General features: G+C 65.8%; 16 protein-coding genes and 1 tRNA gene. 6 read left to right on the plus strand and 11 right to left on the minus strand.

Going from position 1 to position 14235, the window contains the following annotated elements; genetic code table 11:
- Positions 1-2: 2 nt before the first annotated feature.
- On the minus strand, positions 3-476 hold the full coding sequence (gene rplM / locus ACW17V_RS11855) for a 50S ribosomal protein L13 (RefSeq protein ID WP_035047832.1): 474 nt from the start codon (positions 474-476) through the stop codon (positions 3-5).
- 236 nt (positions 477-712) lie between these two features.
- Between rplM and ACW17V_RS11860 the strand changes: the two genes are divergently transcribed.
- Entirely contained in the window at positions 713-2110 is a 1398-nt protein-coding gene (locus ACW17V_RS11860) for an alkaline phosphatase PhoX (RefSeq protein WP_492105327.1), read from the plus strand.
- Here the strand turns inward: ACW17V_RS11860 and ACW17V_RS11865 are convergent.
- Positions 2107-3138 (minus strand): COX15/CtaA family protein, encoded by a 1032-nt coding sequence (locus ACW17V_RS11865; RefSeq protein WP_492105328.1) that lies wholly within the window; start codon positions 3136-3138, stop codon positions 2107-2109. The two genes, ACW17V_RS11860 and ACW17V_RS11865, sit on opposite strands and share 4 nt — an antisense overlap.
- Positions 3139-3284: 146 nt before the next feature.
- On the opposite strand from ACW17V_RS11865, the gene ACW17V_RS11870 reads away from it, so the two are divergent.
- Entirely contained in the window at positions 3285-3539 is a 255-nt protein-coding gene (locus tag ACW17V_RS11870) for a GlsB/YeaQ/YmgE family stress response membrane protein (protein ID WP_492105329.1), read from the plus strand.
- Entirely contained in the window at positions 3536-3781 is a 246-nt protein-coding gene (locus ACW17V_RS11875) for a DUF2842 domain-containing protein (RefSeq protein WP_492105330.1), read from the plus strand. Before ACW17V_RS11870 ends, ACW17V_RS11875 begins: the two co-directional genes overlap by 4 nt.
- Positions 3782-3851: 70 nt before the next feature.
- Here ACW17V_RS11875 and ACW17V_RS11880 read toward each other — a convergent pair.
- The 7 genes from ACW17V_RS11880 to ACW17V_RS11910 form a co-directional block, all read right to left on the minus strand.
- A tRNA-Pro gene (locus tag ACW17V_RS11880) sits at positions 3852-3928 on the minus strand.
- Positions 3929-4000: 72 nt separating this feature from the next.
- On the minus strand, positions 4001-4429 hold the full coding sequence (locus ACW17V_RS11885; protein WP_492105331.1) for a MerR family transcriptional regulator: 429 nt from the start codon (positions 4427-4429) through the stop codon (positions 4001-4003).
- Between the two features lie 11 nt (positions 4430-4440).
- Entirely contained in the window at positions 4441-4743 is a 303-nt protein-coding gene (locus tag ACW17V_RS11890) for an integration host factor subunit alpha (RefSeq protein ID WP_062146827.1), read from the minus strand.
- A gap of 198 nt (positions 4744-4941) precedes the next feature.
- Entirely contained in the window at positions 4942-5919 is a 978-nt protein-coding gene (locus ACW17V_RS11895; protein WP_492105332.1) for a beta-ketoacyl-ACP synthase III, read from the minus strand.
- A complete protein-coding gene (gene plsX, locus ACW17V_RS11900) occupies positions 5916-7001 on the minus strand; it encodes a phosphate acyltransferase PlsX (protein ID WP_492105333.1) in 1086 nt (361 codons plus the stop codon). Before plsX ends, ACW17V_RS11895 begins: the two co-directional genes overlap by 4 nt.
- A gap of 65 nt (positions 7002-7066) precedes the next feature.
- Positions 7067-7606 (minus strand): YceD family protein, encoded by a 540-nt coding sequence (locus ACW17V_RS11905; RefSeq protein ID WP_492105334.1) that lies wholly within the window; start codon positions 7604-7606, stop codon positions 7067-7069.
- Complete coding sequence (locus tag ACW17V_RS11910) at positions 7591-8121, minus strand: ubiquinol-cytochrome C chaperone family protein (protein WP_492105335.1); 531 nt, start codon at positions 8119-8121, stop codon at positions 7591-7593. Before ACW17V_RS11910 ends, ACW17V_RS11905 begins: the two co-directional genes overlap by 16 nt.
- A gap of 121 nt (positions 8122-8242) precedes the next feature.
- On the opposite strand from ACW17V_RS11910, the gene ACW17V_RS11915 reads away from it, so the two are divergent.
- Together ACW17V_RS11915 and ACW17V_RS11920 are read left to right on the plus strand one after the other, a co-directional pair.
- The gene (locus ACW17V_RS11915; RefSeq protein ID WP_492105336.1) at positions 8243-8731 is read left to right on the plus strand and encodes an outer membrane protein assembly factor BamE; all 489 of its coding nucleotides are present in this window, start codon (positions 8243-8245) and stop codon (positions 8729-8731) included.
- Between the two features lie 147 nt (positions 8732-8878).
- Positions 8879-9529, plus strand: a complete 651-nt coding sequence (locus ACW17V_RS11920; RefSeq protein WP_492105337.1) for a response regulator — start codon at positions 8879-8881, stop codon at positions 9527-9529.
- Here ACW17V_RS11920 and ACW17V_RS11925 read toward each other — a convergent pair.
- A complete protein-coding gene (locus ACW17V_RS11925; protein WP_492105338.1) occupies positions 9526-11310 on the minus strand; it encodes an SLC13 family permease in 1785 nt (594 codons plus the stop codon). The two genes, ACW17V_RS11920 and ACW17V_RS11925, sit on opposite strands and share 4 nt — an antisense overlap.
- A 186-nt stretch (positions 11311-11496) precedes the next feature.
- Here ACW17V_RS11925 and ACW17V_RS11930 point away from each other — a divergent pair, with 186 nt between their 5' ends.
- Positions 11497-11862, plus strand: coding sequence for a hypothetical protein (locus ACW17V_RS11930; protein WP_492105339.1), 366 nt, complete (start codon positions 11497-11499; stop codon positions 11860-11862).
- A 79-nt stretch (positions 11863-11941) separates the two neighbouring features.
- Here ACW17V_RS11930 and ACW17V_RS11935 read toward each other — a convergent pair whose 3' ends face one another.
- Entirely contained in the window at positions 11942-14083 is a 2142-nt protein-coding gene (locus tag ACW17V_RS11935; RefSeq protein WP_492105340.1) for a sodium-translocating pyrophosphatase, read from the minus strand.
- Between the last annotated feature and the right edge of the window lie 152 nt (positions 14084-14235).

The following is a 14235-nucleotide window of genomic DNA, read 5'->3' on the forward strand; positions in this document are numbered from 1 at the left end:
ACTTAGGCGCTCCGGGTGTTTTTGGCGTTGCGCGCAGCGAAATCGATCGCTTCCGGGCTCTGCGCTTGGTGCGGGTGCTCACCGTTGTTGTAGATGAGCAGGTGCGTCAGTTGCTTGCGGGCCAAGGGGCTTTCCTTGGGCAGCATGCGCTCGACGGCCTTTTCGAGGACGCGTTCCGGGAAGCGGCCTTCCAGCAGCTTGCGCGGGGTGGTCGACTTGACGCCGCCCGGGTGACCGGTGTGGCGATAGTAGATCTTGTCGTCCATCTTCTTGCCGGTGAACTTCACCTTGTCGGCGTTGATCACGACGACGAAATCGCCGCAGTCAACGTTCGGGGTGTAGTCGGGGCGATGCTTGCCGCGAAGACGCATGGCGATGAACGTCGCCAGACGACCGACAACGGCGTCCTGGGCGTCGACCACGATCCACTTCTTCTCGACCTCGGCGGGCTTCAGGGAAGCCGTGGTCTTTTGCATGGGATTGATCCGTATTCCTTGTGCGTCGGGAGCCAAAGGAAACGGCTCCGTCTGCGTGAGGGGCGGCAGGTACAGGAGGGTTCGCGGCCTGTCAACAATGCGCACGCAAGAAACTCGACAAACCCTTACAGCACAAGGGTTTGCGCGATGCGGTATCATAATACCTCATTCTGAAGCGTCATAGCGGCGTCATGCAAGGTGGGCATAGGGCGGGCCTAGACCGGAGTCCCCCTGCCATGACCTTCTCGCGTCGCGCCTTCATCGCCTCGGCCGCCACCAGCCTGGCCTTCATGGGCTTTCAGGCCCGCGCCCAGGACAACGCCAGCGGCGCGTCCTATCGCAACCAGGTCGAGGGCTATGGGCCGCTGCGTCCCGATCCGAAGGGCATGATGGAGCTGCCGGACGGCTTCTCGTATCGGGTGATCAGCCAGGCGGGCCAGACCATGTCCGACGGCTTCCTCGTGCCCGGCGCCTTTGATGGCATGGGCTGCTTCGATCTGGGCGGCGACCGCGTCGCCCTCGTGCGCAATCACGAACTGGACCACGACGACATCGACACCGGCCCCTATGGTCGAGGCGCGCGGCTGGCCGGGCGCATGGCGCGCGGCGGCGTCTACGACTTCACCAGCGGCGACGTGCCGCTGCCGGGCGGCACGACCACGGTAGTCTACGACCTCAAGAGCGGAGAGACCGTGAGCCAGCATCTGAGCCTGGCGGGCACGGCCGTGAACTGCGCTGGCGGCGTCACGCCGTGGGGTTCGTGGCTGACCTGCGAAGAGACTGTCCGCAAGGCCGGCAAGTCGGTCAACAAGGACCACGGCTATGTCTTCGAAGTGCCCAGCGCCGCCAAGGGGCTGGTCGAGCCGGTTCCGCTGAAAGCCATGGGCCGCTTCAAGCACGAGGCCGCCTGCATCGATCCCCGCACCGGCGTGGTCTACATGACCGAAGACGTGGCCGACGGCCTGTTCTATCGCTTCCTGCCCAACGACCGGCGCAATCTGGCGGCGGGCGGTCGGCTTCAGGCGCTGGGCTTTGTCGGTGTCCAGAGCGGCGCCGACAGCCGCAACCAGGCCAGCCGCACGATCGAGCCGGCCGGCTGGCTGGATGCGCGCTGGATCGATCTTGAGGGCGTCGATAACCCCGACGACGACCTGCGTCGGCGCGGCCATGCGGCGGGCGCCGCCGTTTTCGCTCGGGGCGAAGGCCTGTGGTGGGGGCAGGACGAGCTCTATTTCACCGCCACGTCGGGCGGCCCCAAGGCCGCGGGCCAGATCTTCCGCTATGTGCCAAGCGCCGAGGAGGGCCAGGCTGGCGAGCGCGACAAGCCGGGGCGTCTGCAACTGTTCGTCGAGAGCGACGACACGCGCGTGCTGGACTATGCCGACAACATCACGATCTCGCCCCAGGGCCACATCGTGGTCTGCGAAGATCGCTATTCCCTGATCAAGCCCAACCACATCAAGATGGTCACCCCGCAGGGCAAGGTCTTCACCCTGGGTCGCAATGTCTTCAAGGGCAATGCCGAGTTCGCCGGCGCCTGCTTCTCGCCGGACGGCCAGACCCTGTTCGTCAACATCCAGTGGCCCGGCATGACCCTGGCGATCACGGGTCCCTGGGCGGCCATGAAGATCTAAGGCCGCCGCACGCGCCAGGCGAAGGCGGTGGCGACCGCCAGCAACACCGCGGCGCCTGCCTGGTGCAGCACGCCGAGGGAGAGCGGCACGTGGGCCATAAGGGTCCACACGCCCAGCCCGGCCTGCATTGTAACGACAACGGCGACCGCAAGGCCCGCCGCCTTGGCCTGAGCCGGCAGGTGGCGCGCGCGCTGGGCCATGACGCCCACCGCGATGCCCGCCGCGAACAGGGCGTAGGCGACCAGCCGGTGGTGAAGCTGCACCGCGCCCTGGCTATGGGCCAGCGTGCCCCAGAAACCCTTGCCCAGATACTGGTCGGGCAACAGCGCGCCGTTCATCAGCGGCCAGTCGTTATAGACGAGACCCGCGTCATTGCCGGCCACCAGGGCGCCCAGCAGGCTCTGAAAGAAGATGGCGCCCAGCAGGGCCAGGGCCCAGCCGCGCCAGGGCGAACGCTCCTCGACGCGGGGCGAGCCGGCCCAGGCGTCCAGCGCCGTCCAGTTCAGCATCACGAACAGCGCCAAGGCCAGGCCCAGGTGGGTCATCAGCCGTTCGGGCGCGACCGAGACCCGCTCGGACAGACCGCTGGACACCATCCACCAGCCGACCAGCCCCTGAAGCCCGCCCAGAAGCAGCATCACCGCGCAGCGCCAGATCAAGCGGCGGGGGATCATCCCGCGGATCAGAAAGAATGCGAACGGGATGGCGAACGCCGCGCCGACCAGGCGACCCAGAAGCCGGTGTCCCCACTCCCACCAGAAGATGGTCTTGTAGGCCTCCAGCGTCATGCCGGCATTCACCAGCCTGTACTGGGGAATTTCCTTGTAGAGCTCGAAATTGGCCTGCCAGGCGGCTTCCGACATCGGCGGCAGCGCGCCCATGATCGGTTTCCACTCGGTGATCGACAGGCCCGAGTCGGTGAGGCGCGTCGCGCCGCCGACCACGACCATGCAGAAAACGAGCGCCGCCACGACAAACAGCCAGATGGCGACGGGACGGGAACGATCGGAACGCAGGAAAGACGTCATGTTACCGGACAAAGCGACTATTCTGGGCCGAAATGCGACCAGCCGACCCCTACTCCCGTCGCGGCCAGCCGTCCATGACCGATGACGCTTAAGGGACTTTCGTGCGAGGATGCGACGCGGACGACGGGTCCGGCGCGGAGGACCTGATGAGCGGTGTTGGAGTGTTCGCCACGGCGTTGATCGGCATCTTCGCCGGTTGGTTCGCCGACCTCGTGCTGGGACGCCGCCACTCGCTGTTCGTCAAGCTGCTGATCGGCGTCATCGGCGCCTTTATCGGCGTGTTCATCGCCCAGCGCCTGGCCCTGCCGTTCACCGGCTTCTGGGGCGGACTGCTGATCGCCAGCGTCGGCGCCGTCCTGTTTCTGGCCGTGCTCGGCCTCGTCTTCCGGAGATCCGCGTGAGTGCTCCCCTTATCCCCGCCCGCCCTCTTCTCCCTGCCAGGGTGCGGAAACTGATCGGCGGCCTGGGCATCATGGCTTTTCTGACGGCCTATGTGGCCGGCGCCGCCACGCTCTACGATTACCTGCCCGACAACCGCGCGGTGCACCTGCTGTATTTCGCCGTCGTGGGCCTGGCCTGGGGCCTGCCGCTGATGCCGCTGATGTCGTGGATGGGCAAGGCCGACAAGCCGGTCATTCGCTGAGGCGCCAGAATCGAAAAAGGCCGCCCCGTAGGGCGGCCTTTCCGTTCTTCCGTTTATTCCCTTGCGGAAATGGTCGGAGCGACAGGATTTGAACCTGCGACCCCTTGACCCCCAGTCAAGTGCGCTACCAGGCTGCGCCACGCTCCGACGGAAGAGGCGCTCTTATAGGCGCCGGTCCGGGGCTCTGCAACCGGTATTCCGGGTGAATTTCGAGGGGCCTCAAAGACGCTTCAAAAGGCCGTCCAGACGCGCCTTGACGACCTCAAGATCACCGAGCGCAAAGGCCAGCCGATCGCGGGCCTCGTCGGCCAGTTCGAAGCCGTGCGTGGGATCGTTGGGGCGAGCGGCGTCAGCGTCCAGCATGGCCGAACCGTTGGAGCCCAGGCCCGCGGCGATCACATGGGACAGGCCCTGGTCGCGATGCAGCTTCTGCACGCCCTTGATGGTCAGGCCTTCGCCGTGCAGCAGCACGCGCACGCCGTTCAGGACAGCGATATCCTGCGGACGGTAGAATCGCCGTCCGCCCGCCCGCTTCATGGGGCGTATGAAAGAGAACTTGGTTTCCCAGAACCGCAGGACATGCTGCGGCACGCCCAGCTCTTCAGCGGCTTCGGAGATCGTGCGGAAGGCGTTGGGTCCCTTCGCCACCGCGTGTGTGCCTAGCCGCCCAGGGCGCGGTCGATGCGCGCCTTCATGACCTGCGAGGCGCGGAAACCGATCACCCGGCGGGGTTCGATCTCGGCGGGCTCGCCCGTCTTGGGGTTGCGGCCCATGCGCGCCCGCTTGTCGCGAACCTGGAAGACGCCGAAGCCCGACAGCTTGACGGTTTCGCCGCCCTCGAGCGCCTCGGCCACCAGATCGAGCGTACGCTCGACCAGACCGGCGCAATCCTGCCGGGTCAGACCAACCTCTTCATGGACCGCCTCGCAGAGGTCGGCCCGGGTCAATGTCGCGCCCTTCATGACGCCCCCTACGCGCTTTGACGGGTCCTGAAAGGACTGCGCCAGATTGAAAACACTTGGTCCACTCAAACGAAGGTCGTCGCCTTCACTCAGCGAACGCTGACGTTTAGCCAAGACTGCATGCCGTGATTATCGCATGAAGTCAAAGCCTCAAGGGCGAGACTTCACACCCGCCCGCAAGCAGGGCGCCGGCGCGCGTCAGAGGCGCAGAAGACAGGCGCCCCAGGTCAGACCGCCGCCCATGGCTTCCAGCAACAGCAATTGCCCCGGCTTGATGCGCCCGTCGGCAACGCCGTGGGCGAAGGCCAGAGGGATCGAAGCCGCCGAGGTATTGGCGTGAATGGCCACGGTCGAGATGACCTTGTCCTCGTCCAGCCCCACCCGGTGGGCCACACCCTGCAGGATGCGCTGATTGGCCTGGTGAGGGATGAACCAGTCGACATCGGCGATCTGGACGCCGGCCGAGCTGGCCGCCGCGCGGATGGCCTCCGAAATATTGACCACGGCGTGCTTGAAGACCTGATTGCCCAGCATCCGCAGCTTGCCGACCGTGCCGGTGGTCGAAGGACCGCCATCGACGAACAGCAGGTCCTGCTTGGTCCCGTCGGCGCGCAGGGCGAAGCTCAGCAGCCCCTGATCAGCCGTCGTCCCCTGCCCTTCGCGCGGCTCCAGCACCACCGCGCCGGCGCCGTCGCCGAACAGCACGCAGGTGCCGCGGTCCGACCAGTCCATCAGTCGGGTCATGGTCTCGGCCCCGATGACCAGAGCGCACTTGGCATGACCCCGCGCCACGAAGCCGTCGGCGACGCTCAGCGCGTAGACGAACCCCGAGCAGACGGCCTGGATGTCGAAGGCGATGCAAACCGGCGCGCCCAGCTTGCGCTGCACGATGGTGGCGGTGGCGGGAAAGGTCAGGTCGGGCGTTGTGGTGGCGACGATGATCAGATCGACATCGGCCGCCGTCTTGCCCGCCGCTGCGAGCGCCGATTTGGCGGCCTCAAGCGCCAGGTCTGACACGGCCTGATCTTCGGCCGCCTGGTGACGCTGGCGGATGCCCGTGCGTTCGACAATCCACTCGTCGCTGGTGTCGACGAACTTGGACAGGTCATCATTGGTGACGATCTTGGGGGGCAGATAGGCGCCGATCCCGGTGACCGCGCTGCGGACAACGCTCACTCACTCACTCCATCACGCTTGGCGTCGACGGGGCAAGCCTCGCCCTGGACGCCGCCTGGGGTCGCCGAAGCGGTCAGGCGCTTCAGATTTCGGTCGATCTCGGCGGTGAAGTCGCTGCGCGCCAGATCCGTGGCCACCCGGATCGCCGAGAAGAAGCCGTTGGCGTCCGCGCCGCCGTGGCTCTTGACCACGATGCCGTTCAAACCCAGCAGCGGCCCGCCATTGACGCGGCCCGGATCCAGTCGCGCGCGCATCTTCTTCAGCGCGCCCGAGGCGATCACCGCGCCCAGCATGGCGAGCGGTCCAGACGTCAGGGTCGACTTGATTTCATTGGAAAAGAACCGCGCCAAGCCCTCGGCGGTCTTCAGCGCCACATTGCCGGTGAATCCATCGGTGACGACCACGTCCACGGTGCCATAGGCGATATCGGTGCCCTCGACGAAGCCGTGATAGTCGAAGTCCAGCTGGGTGTCCTTGAGGATGGCGTGGGCTTCACGCACCTCGTCGTGGCCCTTCTGGTCTTCCGAACCCACGTTCAGCAGGCCAACGGTCGGTCGCTTGGAGCCATGCACCGCGTGGTGAAAGGCCGCGCCCATGATCGCGAACTCGACCAGCTGGGCCGCGTCGCTCTCGACATTGGCCCCGACGTCCAGAACCGCGGTAATGCCCTTCATGGTCGGCCAGCTGGCGACGATGGCCGGACGCTCCAGCCCGGCGCCCATGCGCAGGATCAGCTTGGAGATCGCCATCAGGGCGCCGGTGTTGCCGGCCGAGACGCAGGCCTGGGCCTCGCCGGCGCGCAGCGACTCGACGGCGTTCCACAGGCTGGAGCCTTTGCCCCGGCGCATGGCCTGGGCAGGCTTCTCATCCATGGCGATGAACTTGTCGGTGTGACGGACCTCGCTGACCGCCCGCGCGGCCGGCGACTTGGCCAGTTCGGCGTTCAGCCTGGCTTCGTCGCCATGCAGCAGAAAGCGCACGCCCGGCAGCGCCTGGGCGGCCTTGGCTACCCCAGGAACAACGACGGACGGGCCGTGATCGCCGCCCATGGCGTCGATCGAAATGACTATGGTCTTGGACACGTTGGCGCTTTTAGCTCCTGGGACGCCCGCATGAGTATCACGCAAGCGGGGCGAGTCGGACCCGTTTAGTCCGAATCGCCCTTGGGTTTGAGCGCCTTGAGCGCGGCGAAGGGCGAGACTTCCGCTGTCGGCAGCGGGTTCTCGAACACCGCGCCCGGCTTGCGGGGGAACGGGTCGAGCTCGAGAGCCAGATGCTCCAGCACATAGCCGGAGACGTCGATTACATCGCCCTCCAGCACGTCCGGCGGATCGTCGGCCTCGGGGTCCAGCCCAAGCTCGCCGCCCTCTTCGGCCGGAGCATGCTCGCTGTCCGCGGGGATCACATGGACCGTGAACCGCGCCTCGATGGCCTCCTCGAAGTCGTCGGCCGTTACGCTGCACACCTGGATCACCCGGGCGCTCAGACGGCCCGAGACCTCGGCGCCATCCATCCATGAGGTCAGATAGACCTCGGACGAGAACGCCTCCAGACGCACCAGACCCAGTTGCTTGGCGATGGCCTTGCGCTGATCGGCGTCGGGTTCAAAGCGCAGGCTGATGTCGCCGCGATCGACGCGGGCCAGGGGAACCTCGCAAGGCCAGGGCGTATTCACGGGTTCGGCCATTGCGCCTCTCCTTGCAGCAGGGCGTCCAGCGACTGGGCGGCCAGGCTGCCCCGCGCAGCGACCACATAGGTCGTCAGAGCCTCTGCATCGCCTTCGCCGCGCTCTTCCAGAACCGTGCGGCCGATCATCTCGCCCAGAGCGGTGCGATCAGGCAGCAACGCGGCGGCCTCGTCGAACGCCTTAAGGCGGCCATAGAAGGCGCCGGCCAGCTTCTTCATCTTCTTGCCGACGGCGGTGTCCGACACCCCGATCTCGCGGAAAGCGTCGTCAAGTCCGCGTACATAGGCGTCGAACACGGCCTGAGAAGTTTCAGCGGCCAGGTCGCCCTGCCCCTTCAACCGCTCCAGCAAAATCACGACGTGGAGCGTAAACAGCTCGAACCGGCCTTCCAGCGAGTCGCGAACGCCCATCGTCGCGTACAGCGGCGCTGAGCGCGCCTGTGCGACGGCCGATGCATACAGCTTGGCCCCTGCGGCCTTGGCGGGCCTGGGTTTCAGCAGCCGATCCAGAATCATTCAACGCCTCTATTTCGCCGCGACCCGGAACTAGATGAGCTACCGGTCCACGCGGGCCATTGAACTAAGCCCCTGCGGGCGATAGGTCAAAGTCCAGCATTTTTCCGGTTCCGGAGCCTACATGTTTCGTCCCGCCGTTTTCGTCGCCGCCGCCCTCGGCCTGTCCGCCGTTGTGTCCGGCTGCACGCCGCTGACGAGCTATTCCGGCTTTCAGGCCATCGAGGCTCGCCCCGCCGACATGAAGGTCGGCGAGGACAGCAAATCCACGCTGATGGAGAAGCTGGGTTCCCCCTCGACCATTTCAACCTTTGATCCGAACACTTGGTACTACGTGTCCCAGACAACGGACCGGGTGGCGTTCTACATGCCGCGCGTGATCAAGCGCGACGTGATCGCGATCAAGTTCAACCCGGCTGACGAAAAGGTCGCCTCGGTCAACACCTTCACGCTGAAGGACGGCAAGGTCATCGCCTATAACGGCCGAGAGACCCCGACCCGCGGTCGCGAAATGACCATCCTTGAGCAGCTGCTCGGAACCGTCGGTCGTGGCGGCATGCTGCCCCAGGACGATCAGAATGTTCCCGGCAGCCGCCCCGGCGACCGCCGCTAGGCTTCACAGCACCGCCGAGATTCAGAAGGCCGCGCTCTTGCAGAGCGCGGCCTTTTTCGCGCGTCGCGACAGCAGATATTCTCAATCCACTGTAGCGATAGAATTCAGCCAATCGATTTACAGTTAAAACTGAGTCATCATGGCTTCGTGAGTTCAGATCGCGACCAGAAACACTTCATAAACCAGAGATGGCGCAACTTCGACGTCTGGGACTACAAAGTCCAACGGCTTTCATATTGCTGGGTGATTGGAGACGGTTGGGTGAACGGGATGGACCTCAGTTCGTTGTCCGTACTCGTGGTCGACGACAATTCAAACATGCGCAAAATCATGGGCGCGATCCTGAAGTCGTTTGGCATCCGACGGATCCACGAAGCCGATGATGGCCTTCAGGCGCTGCGCATCATGAACGCGAGCGAGGTCGACATCATCTTCACCGACCTGATGATGCAGCCTGTCGACGGCCTGGCCTTTATCAAATGGATCCGCACCTCCACCGCCAGCCCCAACCCCTACGTGCCGGTGGTCATGATCACGGGCCATGCCACCAAGCGCAGCCTCGACGACGCCCGCATGGCCGGGGTCACCGAGTTTCTCGCCAAGCCGCTCAACGCGCGCGGCGTGATGCACCGCCTCAATGAGGTGATCAACAATCCCCGCCCTTTCGTTCGGGTGGGCGAGTATTTCGGTCCCTGCCGGCGTCGCCGTATCGACCACGAATTCGCGGGCGAGGAACGGCGCGGCTCGGTTCCGGACGCTGACGCCGAGGCGCAGTTCGATCCCGAAGACGTCTACTAGCGTGCCACGAACGGCCAGAAGACGGCGATCAGGGACGGAGCCACAAGCAGGATTAACACGGTGAGCGGCGCGCCCAGCCGAGCATAGTCGCTGAACTTGTAGCCGCCTGGGCCCAGCACCAGCGTGTTACACTGATGGCCGATGGGCGTGAGAAAATCGCAGCCCGCGCCAATGGCCACCGCCATCAGGAACGGGTCGGGATTGAGCCCCAGGCGCTGGGCCAGACTCAGGCCGATCGGGGCGACGATCAGCACCGTGGCGGCGTTGTTGAGGAACGGTGTCGCGGCCATGGCGACCGCCATCATCGCCGTCAGGGTCAACAGCGGCGGCAGCCCGTGGAAAGCGCCCGACAGCCAGCCGGCGATCAGGTCAGTGCCACCGCTGGCCTGAACGGTGTCGCTGACCGGTATCAAGGCGGCCACCAGGATCAGCACCGGCCCCTCCAGCGCACCATAGGCCTCCCGCATCCTCAGGGCGCCGGTGGCGATCACCAGAACGGCGGCGCCGAAGAAGCCCGCCGCGACCGGGATCAGGCCGAATGCCACCAGCAGCATTGCGGCGGCCACGATGCCCGTCGGCAGCAGGGCATGCCGTACGCCGCCCAGGCGCACTTCGCGCTCGGCCAACGGCAGGCAGCCCAGAGCCTGCAGGGCCGCGGGCAGTTGCTGTTCGGAGCCCTGCAGCACCAGCATGTCGCCGGCCCTTAGGCGCACGGTCGCCAGTCGTCCCGCCATGCGGTAGCCGCTGCGGCTGACGCCCAGAATATTCACGCCTTGGATCTCGTTCAGCTTCAACCCCTTCGCCGTCTTGCCGATCAGGTCGGACTGGGCCCCGATCACCGCCTCGACCACGCGCACCTCGTCCGTGGGCTCATCCATGACGATCGGTCGGTCGGCGTCGTTGAACTTGAACTTGGCCCGTACGATCAATTCATTGAGCGCCTGCTGCTCGCCTTCCAACAGCAGCACATCGCCCGGAAGCACCTTGCGGTTGGGGTGTGGCGAGGCGATGTGCTTGCGACCCCGCAGGATGGCCACCACGCTGACCGCGCCGCCTGCTGCGGCGAGCAGGGCGGCGACCCGCGAGGTCTCGAACGCCCAGCCTTCGGGGACTTCGACCTCGGTCACATAGGCGTTGGCGGCCAGCGCCGCGTCGACGTCGATCGCCGCGACCCGCCCCTTGGGCAGCAGGCGATAGGCGAAGGACAGATAGACCACAGCCAGGATCGCCAGGATGCCGCCGACCGGCATGAAGTCGAACATCAGGAAGGGCTTGCCCAGGGCTTCCTTGCGCACCTCCGAGACGATGATGTTGGGCGAGGTGCCGACCAGCACCGCCAGCCCCCCGACCAGTGACCCGAACGACATCGGCATCAGCAGACGCCCCGGCGAAACCCCGCTGCGCCTGGCGATCTGCAGGGCCGAAGGCATCATCAGGGCCAGGGCCCCGACATTCTTGGTCGCCATGGACAGGATGGTGGTGACGCCGGCCAGCACGGGCACCTGCGAGCGCTCATCCTTCAGATAGGGCAACAGCGGCGCCATCAGCATGTCGACCAGCCCTGACCGGGCGATGGCGGCGCTGAGGACCAGAGCGCTGGCGATGATGATGACGATGTCGTTGGAGAAGCCGTCGAAGGCGGTCTTGATCGGGATCAGGCCAAGCGCGATGCCCGCCGCGAGCGCGCCCAGGGCGATCAGGTCGTACCGCCAGCGCCCCCAGAGAAAGCACAGCACCGTCGCGCCGATCAGCGCGAAGGACAGTCCCTGCTGCAATGTCATTGAGAAAACGCCCCGTACTGGCGGCCGACAAGCTCGACCTTGGACGCTCAACGATCCTTGCCGTCCACCGTTCCCAGCATGAACGCAGCATAACGAGCGGCTCCGGAAACGTTCAGATGAGGGGTGGCTTTATGGCTCCATCAGATCGCACTCCCCGGCGATCGACAGTTTCGAAAGGTTTTCGCCATGAAGCGCCTTCTGCTTTCCCTCTCCGCCCTGGCCATCGTTTCGGCAGCGCCCCTGGCCGCCCAGGCCGCGCCGTGGCAGTCGGTCAACCAGCGTCAGGCCAATCTGGACCGCCGCATCGACCAGGGCGTCCGCAGCGGCGAGATCACACGCTCGGAAGCCCAGCGCCTGCGCGGCGAGTTCCGCAGCCTGGGTCGCCTGGAAGTCCAGTACCGTCGCAGCGGCGGTGGCCTGTCGATGCAGGAACGCCGCGACCTGGACATGCGCTTCGACCGCCTGAGCCAGCGCGTCTACGTCCAGAAGCATGACCGTCAGGATCGTGACCGCCACGACCGCGACGGTCGCCACGACGGCCGCCGGGGCTAAGCCTCCCCACCCAGGCTGAAAAAGAAAACGCCCCGGAGATCACTCTCCGGGGCGTCGCCTTTTGTACGGTGTGTCTGGATCAGACGCCGTGGGCCAGGACCGCCAGCAGCAGCAGGGCCACGATGTTGGTGATCTTGATCATCGGGTTCACGGCGGGACCCGAGGTGTCCTTGTAGGGGTCGCCGACGGTGTCGCCGGTGACGGCGGCCTTGTGAGCCTCCGAACCCTTGGTGTGCAGGACGCCGTCCTTGTCGGTGAAGCCTTCCTCGATCACCTTCTTGGCGTTGTCCCAGGCGCCGCCGCCGCTGGTCATTGAAATGGCGACGAACAGGCCGGTGACGATCACGCCCATCAGCATGGCGCCCAGCGAGGCGAACGCGTCGACCTTGCCGGCGATCGCCTGGATCGCGAAGAACAGCACCACCGGCGAAACCACCGGCAGCAGGCTGGGTACGATCATTTCGCGGATCGCGGCTTTGGTCAGGATGTCGACCGCCTTGCCGTACTCGGGCTTGACCTCATAGGTCATGATGCCCGGATTCTCGCGGAACTGGCGACGCACCTCGGCCACGACGGCCTCGGCGGCGCGCCCGACGGCGGTCATCGACATGCCGCCGAACAGGAAGGGCAGCAGCCCCCCGAACAGCAGGCCGACCACGACATAGGGGTTGGACAGGTCGAAGGTGACAGGACCCATGCCCTCGAAGAAGCTGCCCGGCGCGGCGTTGGCCGAGAAGAACTTAAGGTCTTCGGTGTAGGCGGCGAACAGCACCAGGGCGCCAAGGCCGGCAGAACCGATGGCGTAGCCCTTGGTGACGGCCTTGGTGGTGTTGCCCACGGCGTCGAGGGCGTCTGTCGTGACACGGACTTCCTTGGGCAGGCCGGCCATTTCGGCGATGCCGCCGGCGTTGTCGGTGACGGGACCAAAGGCGTCCAGGGCGACGATGAAGCCGGCCAGGGACAGCATGGTGGTGGTGGCGATGGCGATGCCGAACAGGCCGGCCAGATTATAGGTCACCACGATGCCGACGATGATGGTCAGGGCCGGCAGGGCCGTGGATTCCAGCGACATGGCCAGACCCTGGATCACGTTGGTGCCGTGACCCGAGACGCTGGCCTGAGCCACCGACTTGACCGGACGGAAGTTGGTGCCGGTGTAGTATTCGGTGATCATCACGATCAGGGCGGTGACGGCTAGGCCAGCCAGGCCGCAATAGAACAGGCTGTTGGCGTCGAAGGTCTGGTCGCCGACCGTGACGGCGGCGGGAACCAGCTGGTGGATCACGTACCAGACCGCCGGGATCGACAGCAGGCCCGTGACGATGAGGCCCTTGTAGAGGGCGCCCATGATGTTCTGGCTCTTGCCCAGGCGGACAAAGAACGCGCCGACGATCGAGGTGACGATGCAGACCGCGCAGATGGCCAGCGGCAGCAGCATCATCGCGGTGACCGCTTCGGTGCCGCGGAAGAAGATCGCCGCCAGGACCATGGTGGCGACCGTGGTCACCGCATAGGTCTCGAACAGGTCGGCGGCCATGCCTGCGCAGTCGCCGACATTGTCGCCGACGTTGTCGGCGATGGTCGCGGCGTTGCGGGGGTCGTCTTCCGGAATGCCGGCTTCCACCTTGCCCACCAGATCGCCGCCCACGTCAGCGCCCTTGGTGAAGATACCGCCGCCCAGACGGGCGAAGATCGAGATCAGGCTGGCGCCGAAGCCCAGCGAAACCAGGGAGTCGACCACCACGCGGTCGGTGCCGGCATAGCCGCCAGGACCGGTCAGCAACGCGAAATAGCCCGCTACGCCGATCAGGGCGAAGCCGGCCACCAGCATGCCGGTGACGGCGCCGGAGGTGAAGGCCATCGACAGGCCCTTGGCCAGGCTCTCGGACGCGGCCTGGGCGGTGCGCACATTGGCGCGGACCGAGATCAGCATACCGGCGAAACCGGCGGCGCCCGACAGGATCGCGCCCAGGGCGAAGCCGACGGGCTGTTCCCAGGATTTAAAGAAGAAGGTCAGCAGGGCGATGACCACCACGCCGACCATGGCGATGGTGGTGTATTGGCGCTTCAGATAGGCCTGAGCGCCTTCCTGGATCGCCGCGGCGATCTCCTGCATCTTTGCATTGCCGGCCGAGGCCCGCATCAAGCTGGCCGTCTGGACAGCGCCATACAGCACCGCCAGCAGCCCGGCCGCTATGGCCAGTATAAGCCAAGAACTCATCCGTAAATTGCCCCTTCGCGCTTCCAATCACGAGAGGGACGCCGATCCGGCTTGGACGCCTTGACCATGATCAAGAGGTCGTTCGGATCGACGGGTGGGCCTTATGGCCTCGTGCCCCCTCGATGCTCCCTGTCTTGACGCGCACGGCGCGC

The sequence above is a fragment of the Caulobacter sp. FV2ye17ST genome (genome assembly GCF_058680955.1).

Excerpts from the sequence above, each read along its gene's own strand:
- ACW17V_RS11860 (WP_492105327.1), top strand. The coding sequence starts at position 713 with ATGACCTTCTCGCGTCGCGCCTTCATCGCCTCGGCCGCCACCAGCCTG.
- rplM (WP_035047832.1), bottom strand. The coding sequence starts at position 476 with ATGCAAAAGACCACGGCTTCCCTGAAGCCCGCCGAGGTCGAGAAGAAG.
- ACW17V_RS11930 (WP_492105339.1), top strand. The coding sequence starts at position 11,497 with ATGAAGCGCCTTCTGCTTTCCCTCTCCGCCCTGGCCATCGTTTCGGCA.
- ACW17V_RS11915 (WP_492105336.1), top strand. The coding sequence starts at position 8,243 with ATGTTTCGTCCCGCCGTTTTCGTCGCCGCCGCCCTCGGCCTGTCCGCC.
- ACW17V_RS11905 (WP_492105334.1), bottom strand. The coding sequence starts at position 7,606 with ATGGCCGAACCCGTGAATACGCCCTGGCCTTGCGAGGTTCCCCTGGCC.
- ACW17V_RS11910 (WP_492105335.1), bottom strand. The coding sequence starts at position 8,121 with ATGATTCTGGATCGGCTGCTGAAACCCAGGCCCGCCAAGGCCGCAGGG.
- ACW17V_RS11890 (WP_062146827.1), bottom strand. The coding sequence starts at position 4,743 with ATGAAGGGCGCGACATTGACCCGGGCCGACCTCTGCGAGGCGGTCCAT.
- ACW17V_RS11935 (WP_492105340.1), bottom strand. The coding sequence starts at position 14,083 with ATGAGTTCTTGGCTTATACTGGCCATAGCGGCCGGGCTGCTGGCGGTG.
- ACW17V_RS11925 (WP_492105338.1), bottom strand. The coding sequence starts at position 11,310 with ATGACATTGCAGCAGGGACTGTCCTTCGCGCTGATCGGCGCGACGGTG.
- ACW17V_RS11870 (WP_492105329.1), top strand. The coding sequence starts at position 3,285 with ATGAGCGGTGTTGGAGTGTTCGCCACGGCGTTGATCGGCATCTTCGCC.
- ACW17V_RS11865 (WP_492105328.1), bottom strand. The coding sequence starts at position 3,138 with ATGACGTCTTTCCTGCGTTCCGATCGTTCCCGTCCCGTCGCCATCTGG.